This window comes from Billgrantia zhangzhouensis, assembly GCF_021404465.1.
Classification (GTDB): domain Bacteria; phylum Pseudomonadota; class Gammaproteobacteria; order Pseudomonadales; family Halomonadaceae; genus Halomonas; species Halomonas zhangzhouensis.
In genome coordinates this window covers 23,695-42,120 of the sequence record NZ_JABFTT010000019.1, presented here as the reverse complement: position 1 = coordinate 42,120, position 18,426 = coordinate 23,695, and the positions used below count along the sequence as shown (strand labels likewise).

General features: G+C 64.3%; 16 protein-coding genes and 2 tRNA genes. 3 read left to right on the top strand and 15 right to left on the bottom strand.

What is annotated here, in order from left to right; genetic code table 11:
• Nucleotides 1–25: 25 nt before the first annotated feature.
• The 3 genes from panC to HOP51_RS19695 all read left to right on the top strand — a co-directional run bounded on the left by panC (nt 26) and on the right by HOP51_RS19695 (nt 2,579).
• Complete coding sequence (gene panC / locus HOP51_RS19705; RefSeq protein WP_234275577.1) at nt 26–874, top strand: pantoate--beta-alanine ligase; 849 nt, start codon at nt 26–28, stop codon at nt 872–874.
• A gap of 32 nt (nt 875–906) precedes the next feature.
• On the top strand, nt 907–1,287 hold the full coding sequence (gene panD / locus HOP51_RS19700) for an aspartate 1-decarboxylase (RefSeq protein WP_159555240.1): 381 nt from the start codon (nt 907–909) through the stop codon (nt 1,285–1,287).
• A gap of 116 nt (nt 1,288–1,403) precedes the next feature.
• Entirely contained in the window at nt 1,404–2,579 is a 1,176-nt protein-coding gene (locus HOP51_RS19695; protein ID WP_234275576.1) for an acetyl-CoA C-acetyltransferase, read from the top strand.
• A gap of 193 nt (nt 2,580–2,772) precedes the next feature.
• Here HOP51_RS19695 and pnp read toward each other — a convergent pair whose 3' ends face one another.
• The 15 genes from pnp to rlmE all read right to left on the bottom strand — a co-directional run bounded on the left by pnp (nt 2,773) and on the right by rlmE (nt 18,292).
• On the bottom strand, nt 2,773–4,905 hold the full coding sequence (pnp, locus tag HOP51_RS19690) for a polyribonucleotide nucleotidyltransferase (RefSeq protein ID WP_159555244.1): 2,133 nt from the start codon (nt 4,903–4,905) through the stop codon (nt 2,773–2,775).
• A 165-nt stretch (nt 4,906–5,070) separates the two neighbouring features.
• Nucleotides 5,071–5,340: a 30S ribosomal protein S15 gene (gene rpsO, locus HOP51_RS19685; protein WP_234275575.1), complete on the bottom strand. Its 270-nt coding sequence runs from the start codon at nt 5,338–5,340 to the stop codon at nt 5,071–5,073.
• Nucleotides 5,341–5,442: 102 nt separating this feature from the next.
• Nucleotides 5,443–6,360, bottom strand: a complete 918-nt coding sequence (truB, locus tag HOP51_RS19680; RefSeq protein ID WP_234275574.1) for a tRNA pseudouridine(55) synthase TruB — start codon at nt 6,358–6,360, stop codon at nt 5,443–5,445.
• Nucleotides 6,360–6,770 (bottom strand): 30S ribosome-binding factor RbfA, encoded by a 411-nt coding sequence (gene rbfA, locus HOP51_RS19675; protein ID WP_234275573.1) that lies wholly within the window; start codon nt 6,768–6,770, stop codon nt 6,360–6,362. Before rbfA ends, truB begins: the two co-directional genes overlap by 1 nt.
• Nucleotides 6,771–6,788: 18 nt before the next feature.
• Complete coding sequence (gene infB, locus HOP51_RS19670; RefSeq protein ID WP_234275572.1) at nt 6,789–9,308, bottom strand: translation initiation factor IF-2; 2,520 nt, start codon at nt 9,306–9,308, stop codon at nt 6,789–6,791.
• 27 nt (nt 9,309–9,335) lie between these two features.
• On the bottom strand, nt 9,336–10,829 hold the full coding sequence (gene nusA / locus HOP51_RS19665) for a transcription termination factor NusA (protein WP_234275571.1): 1,494 nt from the start codon (nt 10,827–10,829) through the stop codon (nt 9,336–9,338).
• 53 nt (nt 10,830–10,882) lie between these two features.
• Nucleotides 10,883–11,344 (bottom strand): ribosome maturation factor RimP, encoded by a 462-nt coding sequence (gene rimP / locus HOP51_RS19660; protein ID WP_234275570.1) that lies wholly within the window; start codon nt 11,342–11,344, stop codon nt 10,883–10,885.
• 212 nt (nt 11,345–11,556) lie between these two features.
• Nucleotides 11,557–11,633, bottom strand: a tRNA-Met gene (locus HOP51_RS19655).
• 136 nt (nt 11,634–11,769) lie between these two features.
• A tRNA-Leu gene (locus HOP51_RS19650) sits at nt 11,770–11,856 on the bottom strand.
• A 24-nt stretch (nt 11,857–11,880) separates the two neighbouring features.
• Entirely contained in the window at nt 11,881–12,240 is a 360-nt protein-coding gene (secG, locus tag HOP51_RS19645) for a preprotein translocase subunit SecG (protein WP_234275569.1), read from the bottom strand.
• 4 nt (nt 12,241–12,244) lie between these two features.
• Complete coding sequence (gene tpiA, locus HOP51_RS19640) at nt 12,245–12,994, bottom strand: triose-phosphate isomerase (RefSeq protein ID WP_234275568.1); 750 nt, start codon at nt 12,992–12,994, stop codon at nt 12,245–12,247.
• Nucleotides 12,995–13,066: 72 nt separating this feature from the next.
• A complete protein-coding gene (glmM, locus tag HOP51_RS19635) occupies nt 13,067–14,416 on the bottom strand; it encodes a phosphoglucosamine mutase (RefSeq protein ID WP_234275567.1) in 1,350 nt (449 codons plus the stop codon).
• On the bottom strand, nt 14,409–15,275 hold the full coding sequence (gene folP, locus HOP51_RS19630; protein ID WP_455423589.1) for a dihydropteroate synthase: 867 nt from the start codon (nt 15,273–15,275) through the stop codon (nt 14,409–14,411). The genes glmM and folP overlap by 8 nt, the downstream gene beginning before the upstream one ends.
• 87 nt (nt 15,276–15,362) lie before the next feature.
• Entirely contained in the window at nt 15,363–17,375 is a 2,013-nt protein-coding gene (gene ftsH / locus HOP51_RS19625) for an ATP-dependent zinc metalloprotease FtsH (protein WP_234275566.1), read from the bottom strand.
• Nucleotides 17,376–17,602: 227 nt separating this feature from the next.
• Nucleotides 17,603–18,292: a 23S rRNA (uridine(2552)-2'-O)-methyltransferase RlmE gene (gene rlmE, locus HOP51_RS19620; RefSeq protein WP_234275565.1), complete on the bottom strand. Its 690-nt coding sequence runs from the start codon at nt 18,290–18,292 to the stop codon at nt 17,603–17,605.
• Between the last annotated feature and the right edge of the window lie 134 nt (nt 18,293–18,426).

Genomic DNA, 18,426 nt, shown 5'->3' with positions numbered 1-18,426 from the left:
CTCGCTACCTTCTGGGAGCCCCCTGATGCGTACCCTGCAAGACATTCCTGAGCTGCGCGAAGCGCTTGGCGAATTCCGCCAACGCGGCCAGCGCATCGGACTGGTGCCAACCATGGGCAACCTGCACGAGGGTCATCTGGCGCTGGTGGCAGCTGCCCGGCACCATGCCGACGTGGTCGTAGCCACCGTTTTCGTCAACCCGCTGCAGTTTGGCGCAGGGGAGGATCTCGACGCCTATCCGCGCACCCTGCTCGACGACCAGGCGAAGCTGGGAAGCGCCGGCTGTGACCTGCTGTTCGCGCCCAGCGACGCCACGCTCTACCCTCACGGCCTGCAGGACCTCACCCAGGTTCGCGTGCCGGTGGTCAGCGAGGGGCTGTGTGGTGGCTCGCGGCCTGGCCATTTCGACGGCGTCGCCACCGTGGTCAGCATCCTGTTCAATCTGGTGCAGCCCGACGTGGCCTGCTTCGGCGAGAAGGACTACCAGCAGTTGGCGGTGATCAGGAAGCTGGTCGCCGACCTGCACTTCCCCATCGAGATCGTCGGCGTGCCGATCGTGCGCGCCGACGATGGCCTGGCTCTCTCTTCGCGCAACGGTTATCTCGACGAGACCGAACGCGCCACGGCACCCGAGCTTCAGCGCACCCTTGCCTTGCTGCGCGAGAAACTCGAGGCCGGTGAGGCCGTCGAGGCCACCTTGGCCACGGGCCTGAACCGATTGCAGGCATGTGGCTTCGTTCCCGATTACCTGGAGCTTCGCGCCGTCAGTCTCGAACCGGTGACCGCAGATACCCGTGAAGCCGTGCTGCTGGTCGCGGCCCGCCTGGGCACGACCCGCCTGATCGATAACCTGACCCTGATCCTGCCGCGCTAAGGCGGCTTCCCACGCCCGAGGAAAGCGTCCGCATGTACACCATCATGCTCAAGGCCAAGCTGCATATGGCCCGCGTCACCCACGCTGTGCTCAACTACGAAGGTTCCTGCGCCATCGACGGCGAGCTGTTGGACATGTCCGGCATTCGCGAGAACGAGCAGATCCAGATCTACAACGTCGAGAATGGCCAACGCTTCACCACCTATGCCATTCGCGCCGAGGAGGGTTCGCGCGTCATCTCGATCAACGGAGCCGCTGCCCACCTCGCCGGCCCCGGCGACCGCGTCATCATTTGCAGCTATGCTCACTACAGCGAGGCCGAACTGGAAACCCACCAGCCAAGCCTGGTCTACCTGCAGGAAGGCAACGCCGTCAGCCATACCAGCAACGCCATTCCCGTCCAGTTCGCCTGACCGATCAAGGCAGCTTGTGGCACCGTTCTCTGCAATCGCCGGGGGCATTGCCGCAGTGCACAATTGTCGCCTATGCTGGTCCCGCTAACGTCAGCGAACGACTCAGGAGAATTCCAATGAAAGACGTGGTGATCGTTGCCGCCCGCCGCACCGCCATAGGCGCCTTTGGGGGATCGCTTGCCGGCATTCCCGCCAGTGATCTCGGCGCCCTGGTGATCAAGGACATTCTGGCCTCGACCGGCGTGGCTGCCGACCAGATCGACGAAGTGCTGCTCGGCCAAGTGCTCACCGCTGGCGTGGGCCAGAATCCGGCGCGCCAGGCCTCCATCAAGGCCGGCCTGCCCGCCGCGGTGCCCGCCATGACCATCAACAAGGTCTGTGGCTCCGGCCTCAAGGCCCTGCACCTGGCGACCCAGGCGATCCGCTGCGGCGATGCCGAACTGATTCTCGCCGGCGGCCAGGAAAACATGTCCGCTTCGCCCCACGTGCTGCCCAATTCGCGCAACGGCCAGCGCATGGGCGACTGGAAGGCCATCGACACCATGGTGCATGACGGCCTGTGGGATGCGTTCAACGACTACCACATGGGCATCACAGCCGAGAACCTGGCCGAGAAGTACGGCATCTCCCGTGAGGCCATGGACGAATTCGCTGCCGCCTCCCAGCAGAAAGCCGCCGCCGCCATCAAGGAAGGGCGCTTCAAGGGCCAGATCGTTCCCGTCGAGATCCCCCAGCGTAAGGGCGATCCGGTAGTCTTCGACACCGACGAGAACCCGCGCGAAGTGACTACCGACAAGCTCGGCGCCATGCGCCCCGCGTTCAAGAAGGACGGCACCATTACCGCCGGCAACGCTTCCTCGATCAATGACGGCGCCGCCGTGGTGATGCTGTGCTCCGCCGACAAGGCCCGCGAACTCGGCCTCGAGCCGCTGGCGCGCATCGCCGCCTACTCCAATGCCGGCGTTGATCCGGCGATCATGGGCATCGGCCCGGCCCCGGCCACTCGCCGCTGCCTGGAGAAGGCCGGCTGGAGCCTGGACGACCTCGACCTGATCGAAGCTAACGAGGCTTTTGCCGCCCAGGCACTCTCGGTCAACAAGGAACTCGGCTGGGATACTTCCAAGGTCAACGTCAACGGCGGCGCCATTGCTCTGGGCCACCCCATCGGCGCCTCCGGCTGCCGCGTGCTGGTCACTCTGCTGCACGAGATGATCGCCCGCGACGCCAAGAAGGGCCTGGCCACGCTGTGTATCGGTGGTGGGCAGGGTGTCGCCCTCGCCATCGAGCGCTAAGCACGTACCGCGGCACGAGCGGCGCCGGGGGCAGGACGTAGCGGAGGTCTTTTGCCAGGGAAGGCAAAAGTAGCGCCCAGGGAAGGGTTTACAGCGCCTCCGCAAAGGCCTGTCGCCGGATCAGCCGCAATGCTAAAAAACCGCCCTCATGGCCAGGCCATGGGGGCGGTTCGCGTTACGGCATCGAGTACGCTTACAGCGCGGTCTCGGCCTGCTCGGCTTCGAAGGCGGCCTTCTCTTCCGGCGTGATCTCCTTGATGGTGAGCTTCACGCGGTTGCGGTTGTCGATGTCGAGCACCTTGACCACCACCTCGTCACCTTCGTTGAGGAAATCGCGCACGTCGTTGACCCGCTCGGGCACGATCTGCGAGATGTGCACCAGGCCGTCGGTCCCCGGCATGATGTTGACGAAAGCGCCGAAGTCGGCGATACGCACCACCTTGCCGCGGTAGAGCTTGCCGATCTCGGCTTCGGCGGTGATGGCGAGTACGGTGTCGATGGCCTTCTTCGCCGCCACCTTGTCCTCGGCGTAGATACGCACGGTACCGTCGTCGTCCAGGTCAATGGAAGCGCCAGTGTCTTCGCAGATCTTGCGGATGGTGGCACCGCCCTTGCCGATGACGTCGCGAATCTTCTCCGGATCGATCTTGATGGTGGCCATCGAGGGCGCGTTCTCGGAAATCTCGGCGCGGCTCTGGCTGATCACCGTGTTCATCTGCTCGAGGATGTGCAGGCGGGCTTCGTGAGCCTGCTGCAGCGCGATCTCCATGATCTCCTCGTTGATGCCCTCGATCTTGATGTCCATCTGTAGGGCAGTGACACCGGCGGCGCTACCCGCCACCTTGAAGTCCATGTCGCCCAGATGGTCTTCGTCGCCGAGGATATCGGTGAGCACGGCAAAGCCGTTGTCGTCCTTCACCAGCCCCATGGCGATGCCGGCTACCGGTGCCTTCATCGGCACGCCGGCATCCATCAGTGCCAGCGAGGCACCGCAGACGGAAGCCATGGAGCTGGAACCGTTGGATTCGGTGATCTCGGAGACCACGCGGATGGTATAGGGGAAATCCGCCTCTTCCGGCAGCATCGCCTGCACACCGCGGCGTGCCAGGCGGCCATGGCCGATTTCACGACGCTTGGGACCGCCCATGAAGCCGGCCTCGCCCACGCTGTAGGGCGGGAAGTTGTAGTGCAACAGGAAACGATCCTTGCGTTCGCCTTCCAGCGATTCGATCAGTTGGGCATCGCGCAGGGTGCCCAGGGTGGCAATTACGATCGCCTGGGTCTCGCCACGGGTGAAGATCGCCGAACCGTGGGTCTTGGGCAGGCTGCCCACCTCGATGGCCAGCGGCCGCACGGTCTTCTGGTCGCGGCCGTCGATGCGCGGCTCGCCCTTGATCACGCGAGAGCGCACCACACGCTTCTCGAGGCTGGCGAAGGCCCCCTTGACCTCTTCGGCGTCGAACTGACCCTCTTCCTCACCGGCCAGTTGCTCCACCGCCTGCTCCTTGAGCGCAGCAAGCGCATCCTGACGCGCCATCTTGTCGGTGACGCGATAGGCTTCGCCGACCTTGGCTTCGAAGGCCGTCGCCAGCGCCTGCTTGAGCGCGGTGTTCTCGGGCGCGGGCTGCCAGTCCCACTTGGGCTTGCCAGCCTCGGCGGCCAGTTCGTTGATCGCACGAATGGCCGTCTGCATTTCCTGGTGGCCGTAGAGCACGGCGCCCAGCATCTCGTCCTCGAGCAGCTCCTGGGCCTCGGACTCGACCATCAGCACGGCCTTCTCGGTACCGGCCACGACCATGTCCAGCTCGGAGGTGGTGAGCTCTTCCACGGTGGGGTTGAGGAAGTAGCCCTTCTCCTCGTTGAAACCGACGCGCGCGGCACCGATGGGGCCGTTGAACGGCACGCCGGAGATCGCCAGCGCCGCGGAGGTGCCGAGCATGGCGGCAATATCCGGGTCATGGTTGCGATCGGTGGAGAGCACCGTACAGATGACCTGCACTTCGTTCATGAAGCCCTTGGGGAACAGCGGACGGATCGGGCGGTCGATCAGCCGCGAGGTAAGGGTCTCCTTCTCGGTGGGACGCCCCTCGCGCTTGAAGAAACCGCCGGGAATCTTGCCGACCGCGTAGGTCTTCTCCTGATAGTGCACAGAGAGCGGGAAGAAGTCCTGCCCTGGCTTGGTGTCCTTGCGAGCCACCACGGTGCACAGCACCACGGTTTCGTCCATGGTGACCATGACGGCACCGGTGGCTTGGCGGGCGATGCGCCCGGTTTCCAGGGTGACGGTGCTGCGACCGTATTGAAACGTTTTCTTGACCGGATTCACGGCGACTTCCTTCAACTTTTCTCTATATGTATGGGTCGTTTTGACTCGGCGACCATTTTAGGGGTTGACGCGCGTGAGAGCCACCTATACCGCCGCTTTCGTCCCTGAAAACGCAAAACGGGCAGCCCCATGGGGCTGCCCGCTTCGTTTTCAGCTTCGCGTCGTTTAACGACGGAGACCAAGGCGCTGGATAAGTGCCTGATAGCGCCCCAGGTCCTTGCGCTTCAGGTAGTCCAGCAGCTTGCGGCGCTGGTTGACCATGCGGATCAGACCACGACGGGAGTGGTGATCCTGCTTGTTGGTCTTGAAGTGGTCCTGCAGGCCGTCGATGTTGGCGCTCAGCAGGGCCACCTGAACCTCGGGGGAACCGGTGTCGTTGTCGCCACGGCCGAATTCCTTGACGATCTCGGCCTTCTGTTCAGCGGTAAGTGCCATCTGTATCTCCAGTAAGCAATATGCCTGAAACGTGAATGTGTGAGACCACGCATATTTGCAGTCTCGGGCGTTTCTCCTTCGGGAGCAGGCTCGCGCCGCCCCTCACTCGGCTGCCGTATTGAGCAGCCGTCTTGGCGCCACTTCCTGTGGCCCCGTCACCACGCCGAGCCCGAGAAAGGTCTCGTCGCAGTAGAGTCTCGTCAGCTTGCCGGTCTTCTCGCCGGCAGCATCGACGCTGGCCGCCTGGCCGTGCATGAGCCGCTGCCTGGCGCACTCGTCGACCTCGAGCTTGGACAGATGCGCCACCAGCACGTCGACCGGCAGCAACGCCGCCTCGCGTTCACTCTGGCTCGGCAGCGCCTCCAGTGCCTCCAGCGGCAGCATGCCTTCACTGTCGAAGGGGCCGGTGGCAAGCCGTCGCAGGGCGGTGATATGAGCCCCGCAGCCGAGCGCACGGCCGATATCCTCGGCCAGAGTGCGGATGTAGGTGCCCTTGCTCACTCGCACCTCGAGTTCGAAGGTGTCACCTTCGAAGGCGAGCAGCCGGGCATCATACACCGTCACACGCCGCACTGCACGCTCGACGCTCTTGCCCTCACGGGCCAGTTCGTAAAGCTTGCGTCCCTGGTGCTTGAGCGCGGAGTACATCGGCGGCACCTGCTCGATCTCACCGCGAAAGCGCTCGAGCACGCGTTCGACGTTCGCCACCGTCAACGACGGCACCGCGCAGCGCTCGACCACCTCGCCCTCGGCGTCGCCGGTGTCGGTCACCGCTCCGAGCTGCACCCGGGTACGATAGACCTTGTCGGCCTCGAGCAGGTGCGCCGAGAACTTGGTCGCCTCGCCCAGGCACACCGGCAGCAGCCCGGTGGCCATCGGGTCCAGCGTACCAGTATGGCCCGCCTTCTGTGCCTGCAGCAGGCGTCGTACCCGCTGCAGGGCATGGTTGCTCGACGCGCCCTTGGGCTTGTCGAGCAGCAGCACGCCATTGATCGGCAGGCCACGGCGGCGACGCGCCATCAGTCGCGCTCTCCCTCGTCGCCCGATTCATGCTCGTCGTCGGCGTGGCGAGCACGGTCGCTCTCGACCGCTTCGTCGATCAGCGAGGAGAGCCGCTGGCCACGCACCACGCTCTCGTCATAATGGAAGCGCAGCTCCGGCACATGACGCAGCTTGATGCGCCGGGCGATCTGGCTACGCAGGAAGCCCGATGCCTGACGCAGCACCTGGAGGTTCTCCTTGATACGCTCAGGGCTGTCCTCGCCGAGCAGGGTCACATAGACGTCGGCGTAGCCGAGATCACGGCTCACCGTGACCCCGCTGACGGTGACCATTCCCAGGCGTGGATCCTTGACCTCGCGCTGGATCAGCACGGCCAGCTCTTTCTGCAGCTGGTCGCCGACCCGGTCGGTACGCTTGAATTCGCGCATGCTTCACTCCCGCTGCGGTTACAGCGTCCGCTCGACCTTGACCTGATCGAAGACCTCGATCTTGTCGCCGACCTGAACGTCGTTGTAGTTCTTGACGCCGATACCGCACTCCATGCCGCTGCGCACTTCCTGCACGTCATCCTTGAAGCGGCGCAGCGATTCGAGCTCGCCCTCGTAGATGACGACGTTGTCGCGCAGCACGCGGATCTTCTTGTTACGGAAGACAGTGCCCTCAACCACCATACAGCCGGCCACGGCACCGATCTTCGGTGCGCGGAAGACGTCACGAACCTCGGCCACGCCGACGATCTCTTCCTTCCACTCCGGTGCCAGCATGCCGCTCATGGCCTGCTTGACCTCGTCGATCAGTTGGTAGATCACGCTGTAGTAGCGCAGGTCCAGGCCTTCGCGTTCGATGATCTCACGGGCCGCCGCGTCGGCACGCACGTTGAAGCCGACCACAATGGCCTCCGAGGCCAGCGCCAGGTTGGCATCGGTTCCGGTGATGCCACCCACGCCGGAGGAGACCACGGCCACCTGCACTTCTTCGGTGGACAGCTCCTCGAGGGCGCCCTTGATTGCTTCCAGCGAGCCCTGCACGTCGGCCTTGAGCACGATGTTGACCTTGGCCACCTCGTCCTGGCCCATCTGGCTGAACATGTTTTCCAGCTTGGCCTTCTGCTGACGTGCCAGGCGCACCTCACGGTACTTGCCCTGACGGAAGTTGGCGACCTCACGGGCCTTCTTCTCGTCGGCCACGACCATGAAGTCATCACCGGCGTCCGGCGTGCCGTCGAGACCTTGAATCTCCACCGGCATGGCGGGGCCCACCTCGTCGACCTGCTGGCCGAGTTCGTTGGTCAGCGCGCGCACACGGCCATAGTGCAGGCCGGCCAGCACGATATCGCCCTTCTTCAGGGTACCGTTCTGGACCAGCACGGTGGCCACCGGGCCGCGGCCTCTGTCGAGACGCGATTCGACTACCACGCCCTTGCCGGGCGCTTCCGGCACGGCCTTGAGCTCGAGCACCTCGGAGACCAGTTGGATCGCTTCCAGCAGATCCTCGATGCCTTCACCGGTCTTGGCCGAAACATGCACGAACTGGGTGTCGCCGCCCCACTCCTCGGAGATGACACCGTGCTGAGACAGTTCGTTCTTGACCCGATCCGGATCGGCCGCCGGCTTGTCGATCTTGTTGACCGCCACCACCATGGGCACGTCGGCCGCCTTGGAGTGCTCAATCGCCTCGATGGTCTGGGGCATGACGCCGTCGTCGGCCGCCACCACCAGGATGACAACGTCGGTCGCCTTGGCACCGCGCGCACGCATGGCGGTAAACGCCGCGTGGCCCGGGGTATCGAGGAAGGTCACGCCGCCGTGCTCGTCCTCGACGTGGTAGGCGCCGATGTGCTGGGTGATGCCGCCAGCCTCGCCGGTAGCCACCTTGGCCTTACGGATGTAATCGAGCAGCGAGGTCTTGCCGTGGTCGACGTGACCCATCACCGTGACAACCGGTGAACGGGTGATCTCCTCGCCCTCGTAGGAGATGCCTTCGAGCATCTCGGTTTCCAGCGCGTCATCCTTGATCAGCTTGGGCTTGTGACCCATCTCCTCGACCACGATGGCAGCAGTGTCCTGATCGATGGTCTGGTTGATGGTCACCGCCGCACCCATGGTAAACATGGTCTTGATGACTTCGTTGGCCTTGATCGACATCTTGTCGGCCAGGTCGGCGATGCTGATCGACTCGGGGATCGAAACCTCGCGCACGATCGGCTGGGTCGGCTTCTGGAAGCCATGCTTGCCACCACCCTGGGTGGTGCCACGGCGGCCACCGCGACGCTCGGCGCGCTTGGCCTTCTTGCCACCGCCGCCACGACGACGCTCCTCGCGATCATCACGGTCATCGTCGTCGCGGTCGTGACGCCCCTTCTTGGCCGAGGCCTTCTTGGGCGGCGCAGTACGGCGATCGGTACGACCCTCCTTGGGCGGCGCCGGCGGCTCCGGCTCGGCCGCGACTTCCTCGGGCGCCTCCTCGAGTTCGGGCCCGGGGATCTCGGGCTCGGCAGCAGTCTTGGCCGCCTCGGCCTTGGCGGCCTCCTCGCGCTCGGCCTGCTCGGCACGCGCCTTGGCCTCTTCCGCTTCACGCGCCTCGCGGGCGGCTTCGGCCTCGGCCATGTCGCCGACGAGCTGACGCGGCCCGGTCTCTTCCACCGGCTCCGGCTTGGGCGCCTCTTCCTCTTCGGCACGCTTGACGTAGGTACGCTTCTTGCGCACCTGCACTTCGATGGTCTTGCCACGCTCACCGGTCTTGATCCGGCTCTTGGTCTTGCGCGTCAGCGTGATGCGGTTGCGCGCTCCGGCACCGCCACCGCCGTGGCTCTTGGTCAGGTAGTCGAGCAGCTTGCGCTTGTCCTCCTCGGACACGGCATCGCTTTCGGACTTGTGCTCAAGCCCGGCTTCTTTCATCTGTTCCAGCAGGCGGGGCACATCGCGCCCCACCTTCGCTGCAAAATCTTTAACGGTCATTTCCGACATCTCGACCCTCCTCAGCCCGTGACCCGTTTACTGTTCGTTCTCGAACCAGGGCGCACGGGCAGTCATGATCAGTGCTGCAGCGCGCTCCTCGTCCATGTCCTCGATGTCCATCAGATCGTCGACGGACTGCTCGGCGAGATCCTCCATGGTGACGATGCCCCGGCTCGCCAGGATGAAGGCCAGGTGACTCTCCATGCCGTCCATTTGCAGCAGGTCGTCGGCCGGCTGCGCACCATCCAGCTCCTCCTCGGAGGCGATGGCCAGCGTCAGCAGTTCATCCTTGGCACGAGCACGCAGTTCTTCTACCAGTTCTTCATCGAGCTCCTCGATCTCGAGGATCTCCTCAAGGGGCACGTAGGCGATTTCCTCCAGCGTGGTGAAACCCTCCTCCACCAGCAGGCGAGCAAGGTCATCTTCGATATCGAGGTGCTGGATGAAGTGCTCGACCAGACTATCGATCTCCTGCTCGCGCTTGTCCTCCGCCTCGCCCTCGGTCATGACATTGATGCGCCAGCCGGTGAGTTCCGAAGCCAGGCGCACGTTCTGACCGCTGCGGCCGATGGCCTGGGCCAGGTTGTCCTCGGCCACGGCCACATCCATGGCATGCGCATCCTCGTCGACCAGGATCGAGGCGACGTCAGCCGGCGCCATGGCATTGATGACGAGCTGGGCCGGATTGTCGTCCCACAGGATGATGTCGACCCGCTCGTTCTGCAGCTCGCTCGATACCGCCTGTACGCGGGAACCACGCATGCCGACGCAGGCGCCAACCGGATCGATGCGCCGGTCGTTGGTCTTGACCGCGATCTTGGCTCTCGAGCCAGGGTCGCGTGCCGCGCCCTTGATCTCGATGAGCTGCTCGGCGATCTCCGGCACCTCGATCTTAAACAGCTCGATGATCAGTTCCGGGCAGGTACGCGACAGAATCAGTTGGGCGCCGCGCGCCTCGGCGTCGACCTTGACCAGCAGGGCGCGAACGCGGTCATTCATGCGATAGCGCTCGCCGGGAATCATCTCGCTACGCGGCAGGAACGCCTCGGCGTTGTCGCCCAGGTCGATGATCAGGCCATCGCGAGTGGTCTTCTTGACGATGCCGGCGACCAGCTCGCCCTCACGCTCGGCATACTGGCGAACTACCTCGGCGCGCTCGGCCTCGCGAACCTTCTGCACAATGACCTGCTTGGCGGTTTGTGCAGCGATGCGGCCAAAGGCGGCGTTCTCGATCTGCTCCTCAACCACGTCGCCCAGCTTGAGCGGCGGTTCGCGGCGCGCGGCGAAGGACTCCTTGATCTCGGCGTCGGGATTCTCGAACTCGTCGTCTTCCACCACTTCCCAGCGGCGGAAGGTCTCGTAGTCGCCGGTGGTGCGGTCGATATGCACCCGCACGCTGACCTCGCGACCCTCGAAGCGCTTGCGCGATGCGCTGGCTAGCGCAGCTTCGACAGCTTCGAAGATGACATTACGGGGCACGCCCTTCTCGTTGGAGATCGCGTCGACGACCGTCAGAATTTCTTTACTCATGCCTATGCCTCGCCAGAAAACCTGTTCTTGTGCACCAACCTTGGCCGGCGACTTCAGTCTTCGAATTGGGGTACCACCCGCGCCTGGTCAATGCTTTCGATAGGAAAACAGTACTCTTCGCCGTCGAGCCGTAGCAGCACCTCGTCTTCTTCGACGCCAGCCAACAGCCCTTGAAACTTGCGCCGCCCATCGAACGGGACTCGCAGCTTCAAGGCCACCTGGTGTCCAGCAAAGCGTACGAACTGATCGAGGGTGAAGAGCGGACGATCCATACCCGGCGACGACACCTCCAGGCGGTACTCACCCGGAATGGGGTCTTCCACGTCGAGCACGGCACTGACCTGGCGACTGACGTCGGCGCAGTGATCCACGCTCACACCGTCGGCATGATCAATGTAGATCACCAACCGGGAGTGCTTGCCCTGGGGGCGATAGTCGATGCCCCAGAGTTCGAATCCCATGGCAGTGACCACCGGTTCGATCAGCGCATGCAGCGCAGCGTCCTTGAGTGCCACAGAGAAAGCTCCTACAGCCGTTGCATCAGGCACCTGGCCGGGAGTGAACAGGAAAGCTAGGTGGCTGATTGGCGTTGCCCGGACAGCGCTGCCGGCCAAGGGCCGACAGTAAGCTGCTAACAAAAAGCCCCTTCGCAGGAAGGGGCCTTTCACAAGAAACCTGTAGTACCATCTCCGACGCCATGCACCCTGCGGATAACATGACTGGAAAATGGTAGCGGGGACCGGATTTGAACCGATGACCTTCGGGTTATGAGCCCGACGAGCTACCAGACTGCTCCACCCCGCAACATTCCAGGTCGGCGATTGTAGGCGCGATACCGGCTCGAGTCAAGGCGACCGCGAAGCCCCTGCCTACTATCTTCCTGGTGCCAATCCTGCTTCTTCTGACGGCTCGCGATCGCATGCGACCACAGCCTTTCAGATGGTGCCGAAGGCGGGACTTGAACCCGCACGACCGTAAGGTCACTACCCCCTCAAGATAGCGTGTCTACCAATTCCACCACTTCGGCTTGCTTGATTGCCAGAACCGCGACTCAGTCGTCGCTTTCTTCCAGCACTGGCGCGGTATTATCCACATCACGGGCATCGTCGTCAAGGGTCGGCAGAGCGCGCTGCTGCTCGATCAGTCGCGCATCGGGAATACCCGCCTCCGGTGCCTGGCCCGCCTGACTGGCAAAGTAGGCCAGGGTCAGCGAGGTGGCAAAGAAGGCTGCCGCCAGCACCGCCGTGGTACGCGAAAGAAAGCCGCCAGTGCCGCGTGAGCCGAACACGGTCTGAGAGGCGCCGCCGCCGAAGGCAGCACCGGCTTCGGCGCCCTTGCCCTGCTGCAGCAGGATGAGGACGACCAGGGCGATGGCGATCGCCACATGGATCATGAGAATGGCAACTTGCATGGGTTCAACCTGCTGACTGACAAATGGCTAGGAAATCGTCGACCTTGAGCGAAGCGCCGCCCACCAGGCCGCCGTCGATGTCTGGCTGGGCCAACAGCTCAGCCGCGTTGCCGGCATTCATGCTGCCGCCGTATAACAGGCGTAGGCCTGCCGCAAGCTCACGGTCGAAACCGGCCTGATACTGCCGGATGCCGGCCATGACCTCCTGGGCCTGCTGCGGCGTGGCCGTGCGCCCCGTACCGATGGCCCATACCGGCTCGTAGGCGATGACGACGCGCGAGCGCTGATCGGGCTCCAGGCGCGCCATCACGTAACCCACCTGACGCAGCACCACGTCCATGGTCCGGCCGGTATCGCGCTCTTCCAGCGTCTCGCCCACACAAAGGATCGGCGTGATGCCAACACTCAACGCGGCCAGCAGCCGGTCGAGCACGGCCTCGTCGCCTTCCCGGTAGAGCTGGCGTCGCTCCGAGTGGCCCGTCAGGGCATACTCGACGCCGAACTCCCTGAGCATGCGCCCGCTCACTTCGCCGGTATGGGCGCCGGAGTGCAGCGGATTCAGGGTCTGGGCGCCCAGGCGCAGCGGTGTCCCCTCGAAGCCCCTCCGCGCCGCGTCCAGATAAGGGAAAGGTGGCAGGACGGCCACGTCCAGCGATGCCGGGAGCCTCGCCTCGGCAAAGGCATGCCCGAACTCTTCGACCAGCGCGGCCGAACCGTTCATCTTCCAGTTCCCGGCGATCAGCGGCGTTCGCATGCTGCGTCCTCCATCAAAGTGGAGCGAAATGGTATAGGAGGCACCAAGTCAAGACAACCGCTGTCGCGGATGTCAACCCAGCTCACCCTCGACTTGGGCGGCAAGACGGCTGGCCAGGGCCTCGACGTCGAGGTGCTCCCGCCCCTCGACCATCACCCGGATCAGCGGCTCGGTTCCCGAGGGGCGCAACAGCACCCGCCCTTCGTCGCCCAGCTTTACTTCCACGGCAGCCACGGCGTCCTTGACCGCCGGACTCTCCATCAGCGCCTTAGCGTCGCTACCCGGCGTCAGGCGCACGTTGACCAGTGCCTGGGGCACCTTTTCCAGCCCTGCAAGCAGGGCCTGCAACGGCTTGCCTTCGTTGACCATGATCGCCAGCACCTGCAGCGCCGAGACGATACCGTCGCCAGTACTCTGCACGTCGGCACAGACAATGTGACCGGAGGACTCGCCACCCAGTTGCCAGCCGTTCTCCAACAGGCGCTCGACCACATAGCGATCGCCCACCTTGACACGCTCGAAGGGAATGTCCATCTGCTCGAGTGCCATGGCCAGGCCGAAGTTGGTCATCAGGGTGCCGACCACGCCGCCGACCAGTTGGCCGCGCTCATGCCGGTCGCGGGCGATCAGGTAGAGAATGTCGTCGCCGTCGATCTCGCGGCCATCGGCATCCACCATCAGCACCCGGTCGCCGTCGCCGTCGAAGGCGATGCCCAGGTCAGCGCCCTGCTGGATCACTGCGGCGCGCAGCGTCGCCGGCGAGGTGGAGCCCACCTCACGATTGATGTTGAGACCATCCGGGCTGGCTCCGACCAGACTGACCTCGGCGCCCAGCTCGCGGAACACGCTGGGCGCAATATGATAGGTGGCGCCATGGGCGCAATCGAGTACCACGCGCAACCCATGCAGGCTGACCCGGTTGGGGATGGTCGACTTGCAGAACTCGATATAGCGCCCCGCCGCATCGTCGATACGCGTCGCCTTGCCCAGCCGATCCGCCGCCACGGTGGTCAACGGCTCGTCGAGCATCGCCTCGATCCGCTCCTCGAGCGCATCCGCGAGTTTGGTTCCCTCGGTGGAGAAGAACTTGATGCCGTTATCGGCAAAGGGGTTGTGGGAGGCCGAGATGACGATGCCGGCGTCGGCACGGAAAGTCCGCGTGAGATAGGCAATGGCCGGAGTGGGCATGGGGCCAAGCAGCGCGACGTCGACACCGGCGGCGGAGAGCCCCGCCTCGAGGGCCGACTCGAACATGTAGCCCGATATGCGTGTGTCTTTGCCGATCAGCACCCGGGCGCGTCCCGACTCGCGTGCCAGAACCCGGCCCATGGCCCAGCCCAGCTTGAGCATGAAGTCCGGCGTGATGGGGTACTCCCCGACCGTTCCACGAATACCATCCGTACCGAAGTATTTTCTAGTCATGCTCGCAGCCTTCCCTTAGCACGGCCCAGGTCATGTTCACCGCATCCATGACCGGGCCGACGTCATGAACGCGAAGGATTCGGGCACCACGCTCGACCGCCAGAGACGCCAGCGCCAGCCCGCCGGACAACCGCTCCTCCACCGGCCGGCCCAGCACCTTGCCGATCAGGCTCTTGCGCGACAGTCCCACCAGCAGCGGCAGCTCGAGAACGGCCAGGCGCTCCATGCGCTTGAGCAGCCGCAGGTTGTGCTCGACGGTCTTGCCGAAGCCGAAACCGGGATCGACCAGCAGGCGTTCACGCCGCAGGCCGGCCGCCTCGCAGGCCGCCACCCGAGCGGCCAGAAAGCCATGCACCGCCTCCTCAATGGGCTCATCATAGCGGGGCGCTTGCTGCATGTCCTGCGGCTCGCCCTGCATGTGCATCAGACACACCGGCAGCCCCGTACCGAGCGCCGCCTCCAGCGCACCTTCCCGCTGCAGGGCGCGTACGTCGTTGATCATGCCGGCGCCTAGCGCCGCGGCCTGACGCATCACGTCAGGGTTGCTGGTGTCCACCGAGACCAGCGCGTCGAGCTGGCATACCAGGCGTTCGACTACCGGCGCCACCCGGTCCAACTCCTGCTGGGTGGTGACCGGCTGCGATCCAGGGCGGGTCGATTCTCCGCCCACGTCGATGATCGCCGCCCCTTCCGCCAGCATGCGCTCGGCGTGGCGCAGGGCGTCGTCGACGGCTATATGATGGCCACCGTCAGAGAAGGAATCGGGTGTGACATTGAGAATTCCCATGACTCGGGGGTAGGAGAGATCAAGGCGGTGCCGCCCACACGGCAGCCAGGTCGGTGAGGGTGTATCTGTCATGTCATGGATCCTGTGGCGCAGGCCTGGGTCGTGCTTGTCTCACGGCAAAGGCGCCCCGATGGGGCGCCTGATGGCTTGCTGCGGTCATCACGACCCGGCGGGGCCGCCTAGCGGGTCGGAGGGACGACGGCGAGGCTCCTCGTCCTCGTCTTCATCGCCGTGTCCGTCGCCACTATCGCCGCCGTCGGTAGGCTGCGGCGCAGATTCTTCCTCGGCCTTCGGCTCCGTCTCGCCGGTGACCGGTGCTCCGCTGCCGGAGTCACCATCCTCCCAATCCTTCGGCGGGCGCGGCTTACGGCCCTCCATGATGTCCTTGAGCTGGTCGGCGTCGATGGTCTCGTATTGCATCAGCGCCTCGGCCATGGCATCGAGCTTGTCGCGATTCTCCTCGAGGATCTGCTTCGCCTTGGCATAGCATTCATCGATGATCTTGCGCACTTCCTTGTCGAGCCGGGTGGTGGTCTCGCCAGACTTCAGCTTGCCGCCTCCCTGCCCCGGGCCGCCGAGGAACTGGTGCGACTCGTCCTCGTCGTACATGATCGGCCCCATTTCCTCGGAGAGCCCCCACTTGGCGACCATGTTGTGAGCCAGCTCGGTGGCACGCTTGATGTCGTTGGAAGCGCCAGTGGTAACCCCGTTCGGCCCCAGCGTCATCTCCTCGGCGATGCGGCCACCGAACAACGAGCAGATCTGACTGATGATCTGCTGGCGCGACAGACTGTAGCGGTCCTGCTCCGGCAGGAACATGGTCACGCCCAGTGCGCGACCGCGCGGAATGATGGTGACCTTATAGACCGGATCGTGCTCCGGCATCACCAGGCCAATGATGGCGTGGCCCGACTCGTGGTAAGCGGTGTTGAGCTTCTCCTTGTCGGTCATGACCATGGAGCGGCGCTCGGCGCCCATCATGATCTTGTCCTTGGCCAGCTCCAGCTCCTCCATGCCCACCAGGCGCTTGTTGCGCCGCGCGGCGAACAGCGCAGCCTCGTTGACCAGGTTGGCCAAGTCGGCACCGGAGAAGCCTGGGGTACCGCGGGCAATCAACGACGGCTTGACGTCGTCGGCCAGCGGCACCTTGCGCAGATGCACATTGAGGATATGCTCGCGGCCACGGATGTCGGGCAGCGGCACCACCACCTGGCGGTCGAAGCGACCCGGGCGCAGCAGCGCCGGGTCAAGCACGTCGGGGCGGTTGGTGGCGGCGATGACGATGATGCCCTCGTTGGCCTCGAAGCCGTCCATCTCCACCAGCAGTTGGTTCAGCGTCTGCTCGCGCTCGTCGTTGCCGCCACCCATGCCGGCGCCGCGCGAGCGGCCCACGGCGTCGATCTCGTCGATGAAGATGATGCAGGGCGCCTGTTTCTTGGCCTGCTCGAACATGTCACGCACGCGGGAGGCGCCTACGCCGACGAACATCTCGACGAAGTCGGAGCCGGAGATCGAGAAGAACGGCACCTTGGCCTCGCCGGCGATGGACTTCGCCAGCAGCGTCTTGCCGGTGCCCGGAGGGCCCACCATCAGCACGCCGCGCGGGATGGTGCCGCCCAGGCGCTGGAACTTGGAGGGGTCGCGCAGGAAGTCGACCAGCTCCTCGACCTCTTCCTTGGCCTCGTCGCAGCCGGCAACGTCGGCGAAGGTGGTCTTGATCTGGTCCTGGGAGAGCAGCTTGGCCTTGGACTTGCCGAAGCTCATCGGGCCACCCTTGCCGCCAGCGCCCCCCTGCATCTGACGCATGAAGAACATGAAGATGGCGAGAATCAGCAGGATCGGGAAGCTGGCGATCAGCAGCCGCGTCCACAAGCTCTGCTGCTGCGGCTCACGACCGATCACGGTGACGTTGTTGGACAGCAGGTCGTCCATCAACTTGGGGTCTTCCGCCGCTGGCCGGATGGTCTGGAACTGAGACCCATCGGCACGCTCGCCGGTGATCGTGTAACCATCGATGGTCACACTGCGGATCTGCTGGTTCTGCACCTGCTGGACGAACTGGGAATAGTTCATCGTCTGCGGCGTGCCATCGACAGAGAAGTTGTTGAACACCGTCAGCAAGACTGCCGCGATGACCAACCACAGGATCAGGTTCTTCGCCATATCGTTCAAGGGACCACCCTCATTGCAAGCATCTCTCGGCCGTAACGCCTGGCACTGTAGACCACAAGGAACCACAGTATTGACCACAGGCGGGCCTGGCATGTTCCGCCGGCCGCCCAGCCTTCCTGACCCACACTGTGACACAGTTGGGCCGTGCTGTCCGGCCATTGCGCCGTTAGTCTGTCTCTATCGGACCAGCCGTGGCTGGTCGGGAAGCGTCGAGCCATCTTGTCGGCTCAGCCGCGAAAACCTTCCGCCAGCAGGTAGACTTCTCGCGAACGGGCGCGGGAGGCCTCCGGCTTGCGCGTCACTACCCTGGTGAAGCTGCTGCGCAGCTCCTTCAGGTAGGCATCGAAACCTTCGCCCTGGAACACCTTGGCCAGGAAACTTCCACCGGGTCGCAGCGTCTGGCGCGCCAGGTCGAGGGCAAGCTCCACCAGATACATGGCCTGGGGCTGGTCGATGGCGCTCATACCACTCATATTGGGGGCCATGTCGGACATCACAAGGTCCACCGGGCGTCCATCGAGGATGGTGAGGATCGCCTCCAGCACGCTCTCTTCGGTGAAATCGCCCTGGATGAACTCAACGCCGGCCAAGGCATCCATCTCGAGGATATCGGAGGCGATGACCAGCCCTTCCGATCCTACACGGTCGGCTGCCACCTGACTCCAGCCGCCGGGAGCCGCGCCCAGATCGATCACACTCATACCGGGCTTGAACAACCGATCCTTTTCATCGAGCGCGAGCAGCTTGTAGCTGGCGCGACTGCGATAGCCATCCTGCCAGCTCTGCTGGACGAAGCGATCGTCGAAGTGCTCCTTGAGCCACGAGGCCGAACTCTTGCTGGCGCCATGTTTGCCGCCGCGCTGCCGACGTGACGTATCGGACGCACCGCCGTGGGACGAGGAAGTGGATCGAGCCACAGATCACCTTGACTGAAGATTCCGAAACGCCGACTGGAAGCATAGGCCGGGTTCGGTATGACGCGGAGCTGGCCAAGGCCTTGACCCAGGCCTGCCATGCTTTCGCCAGCGCGCATTTCACCGTACCATGACAA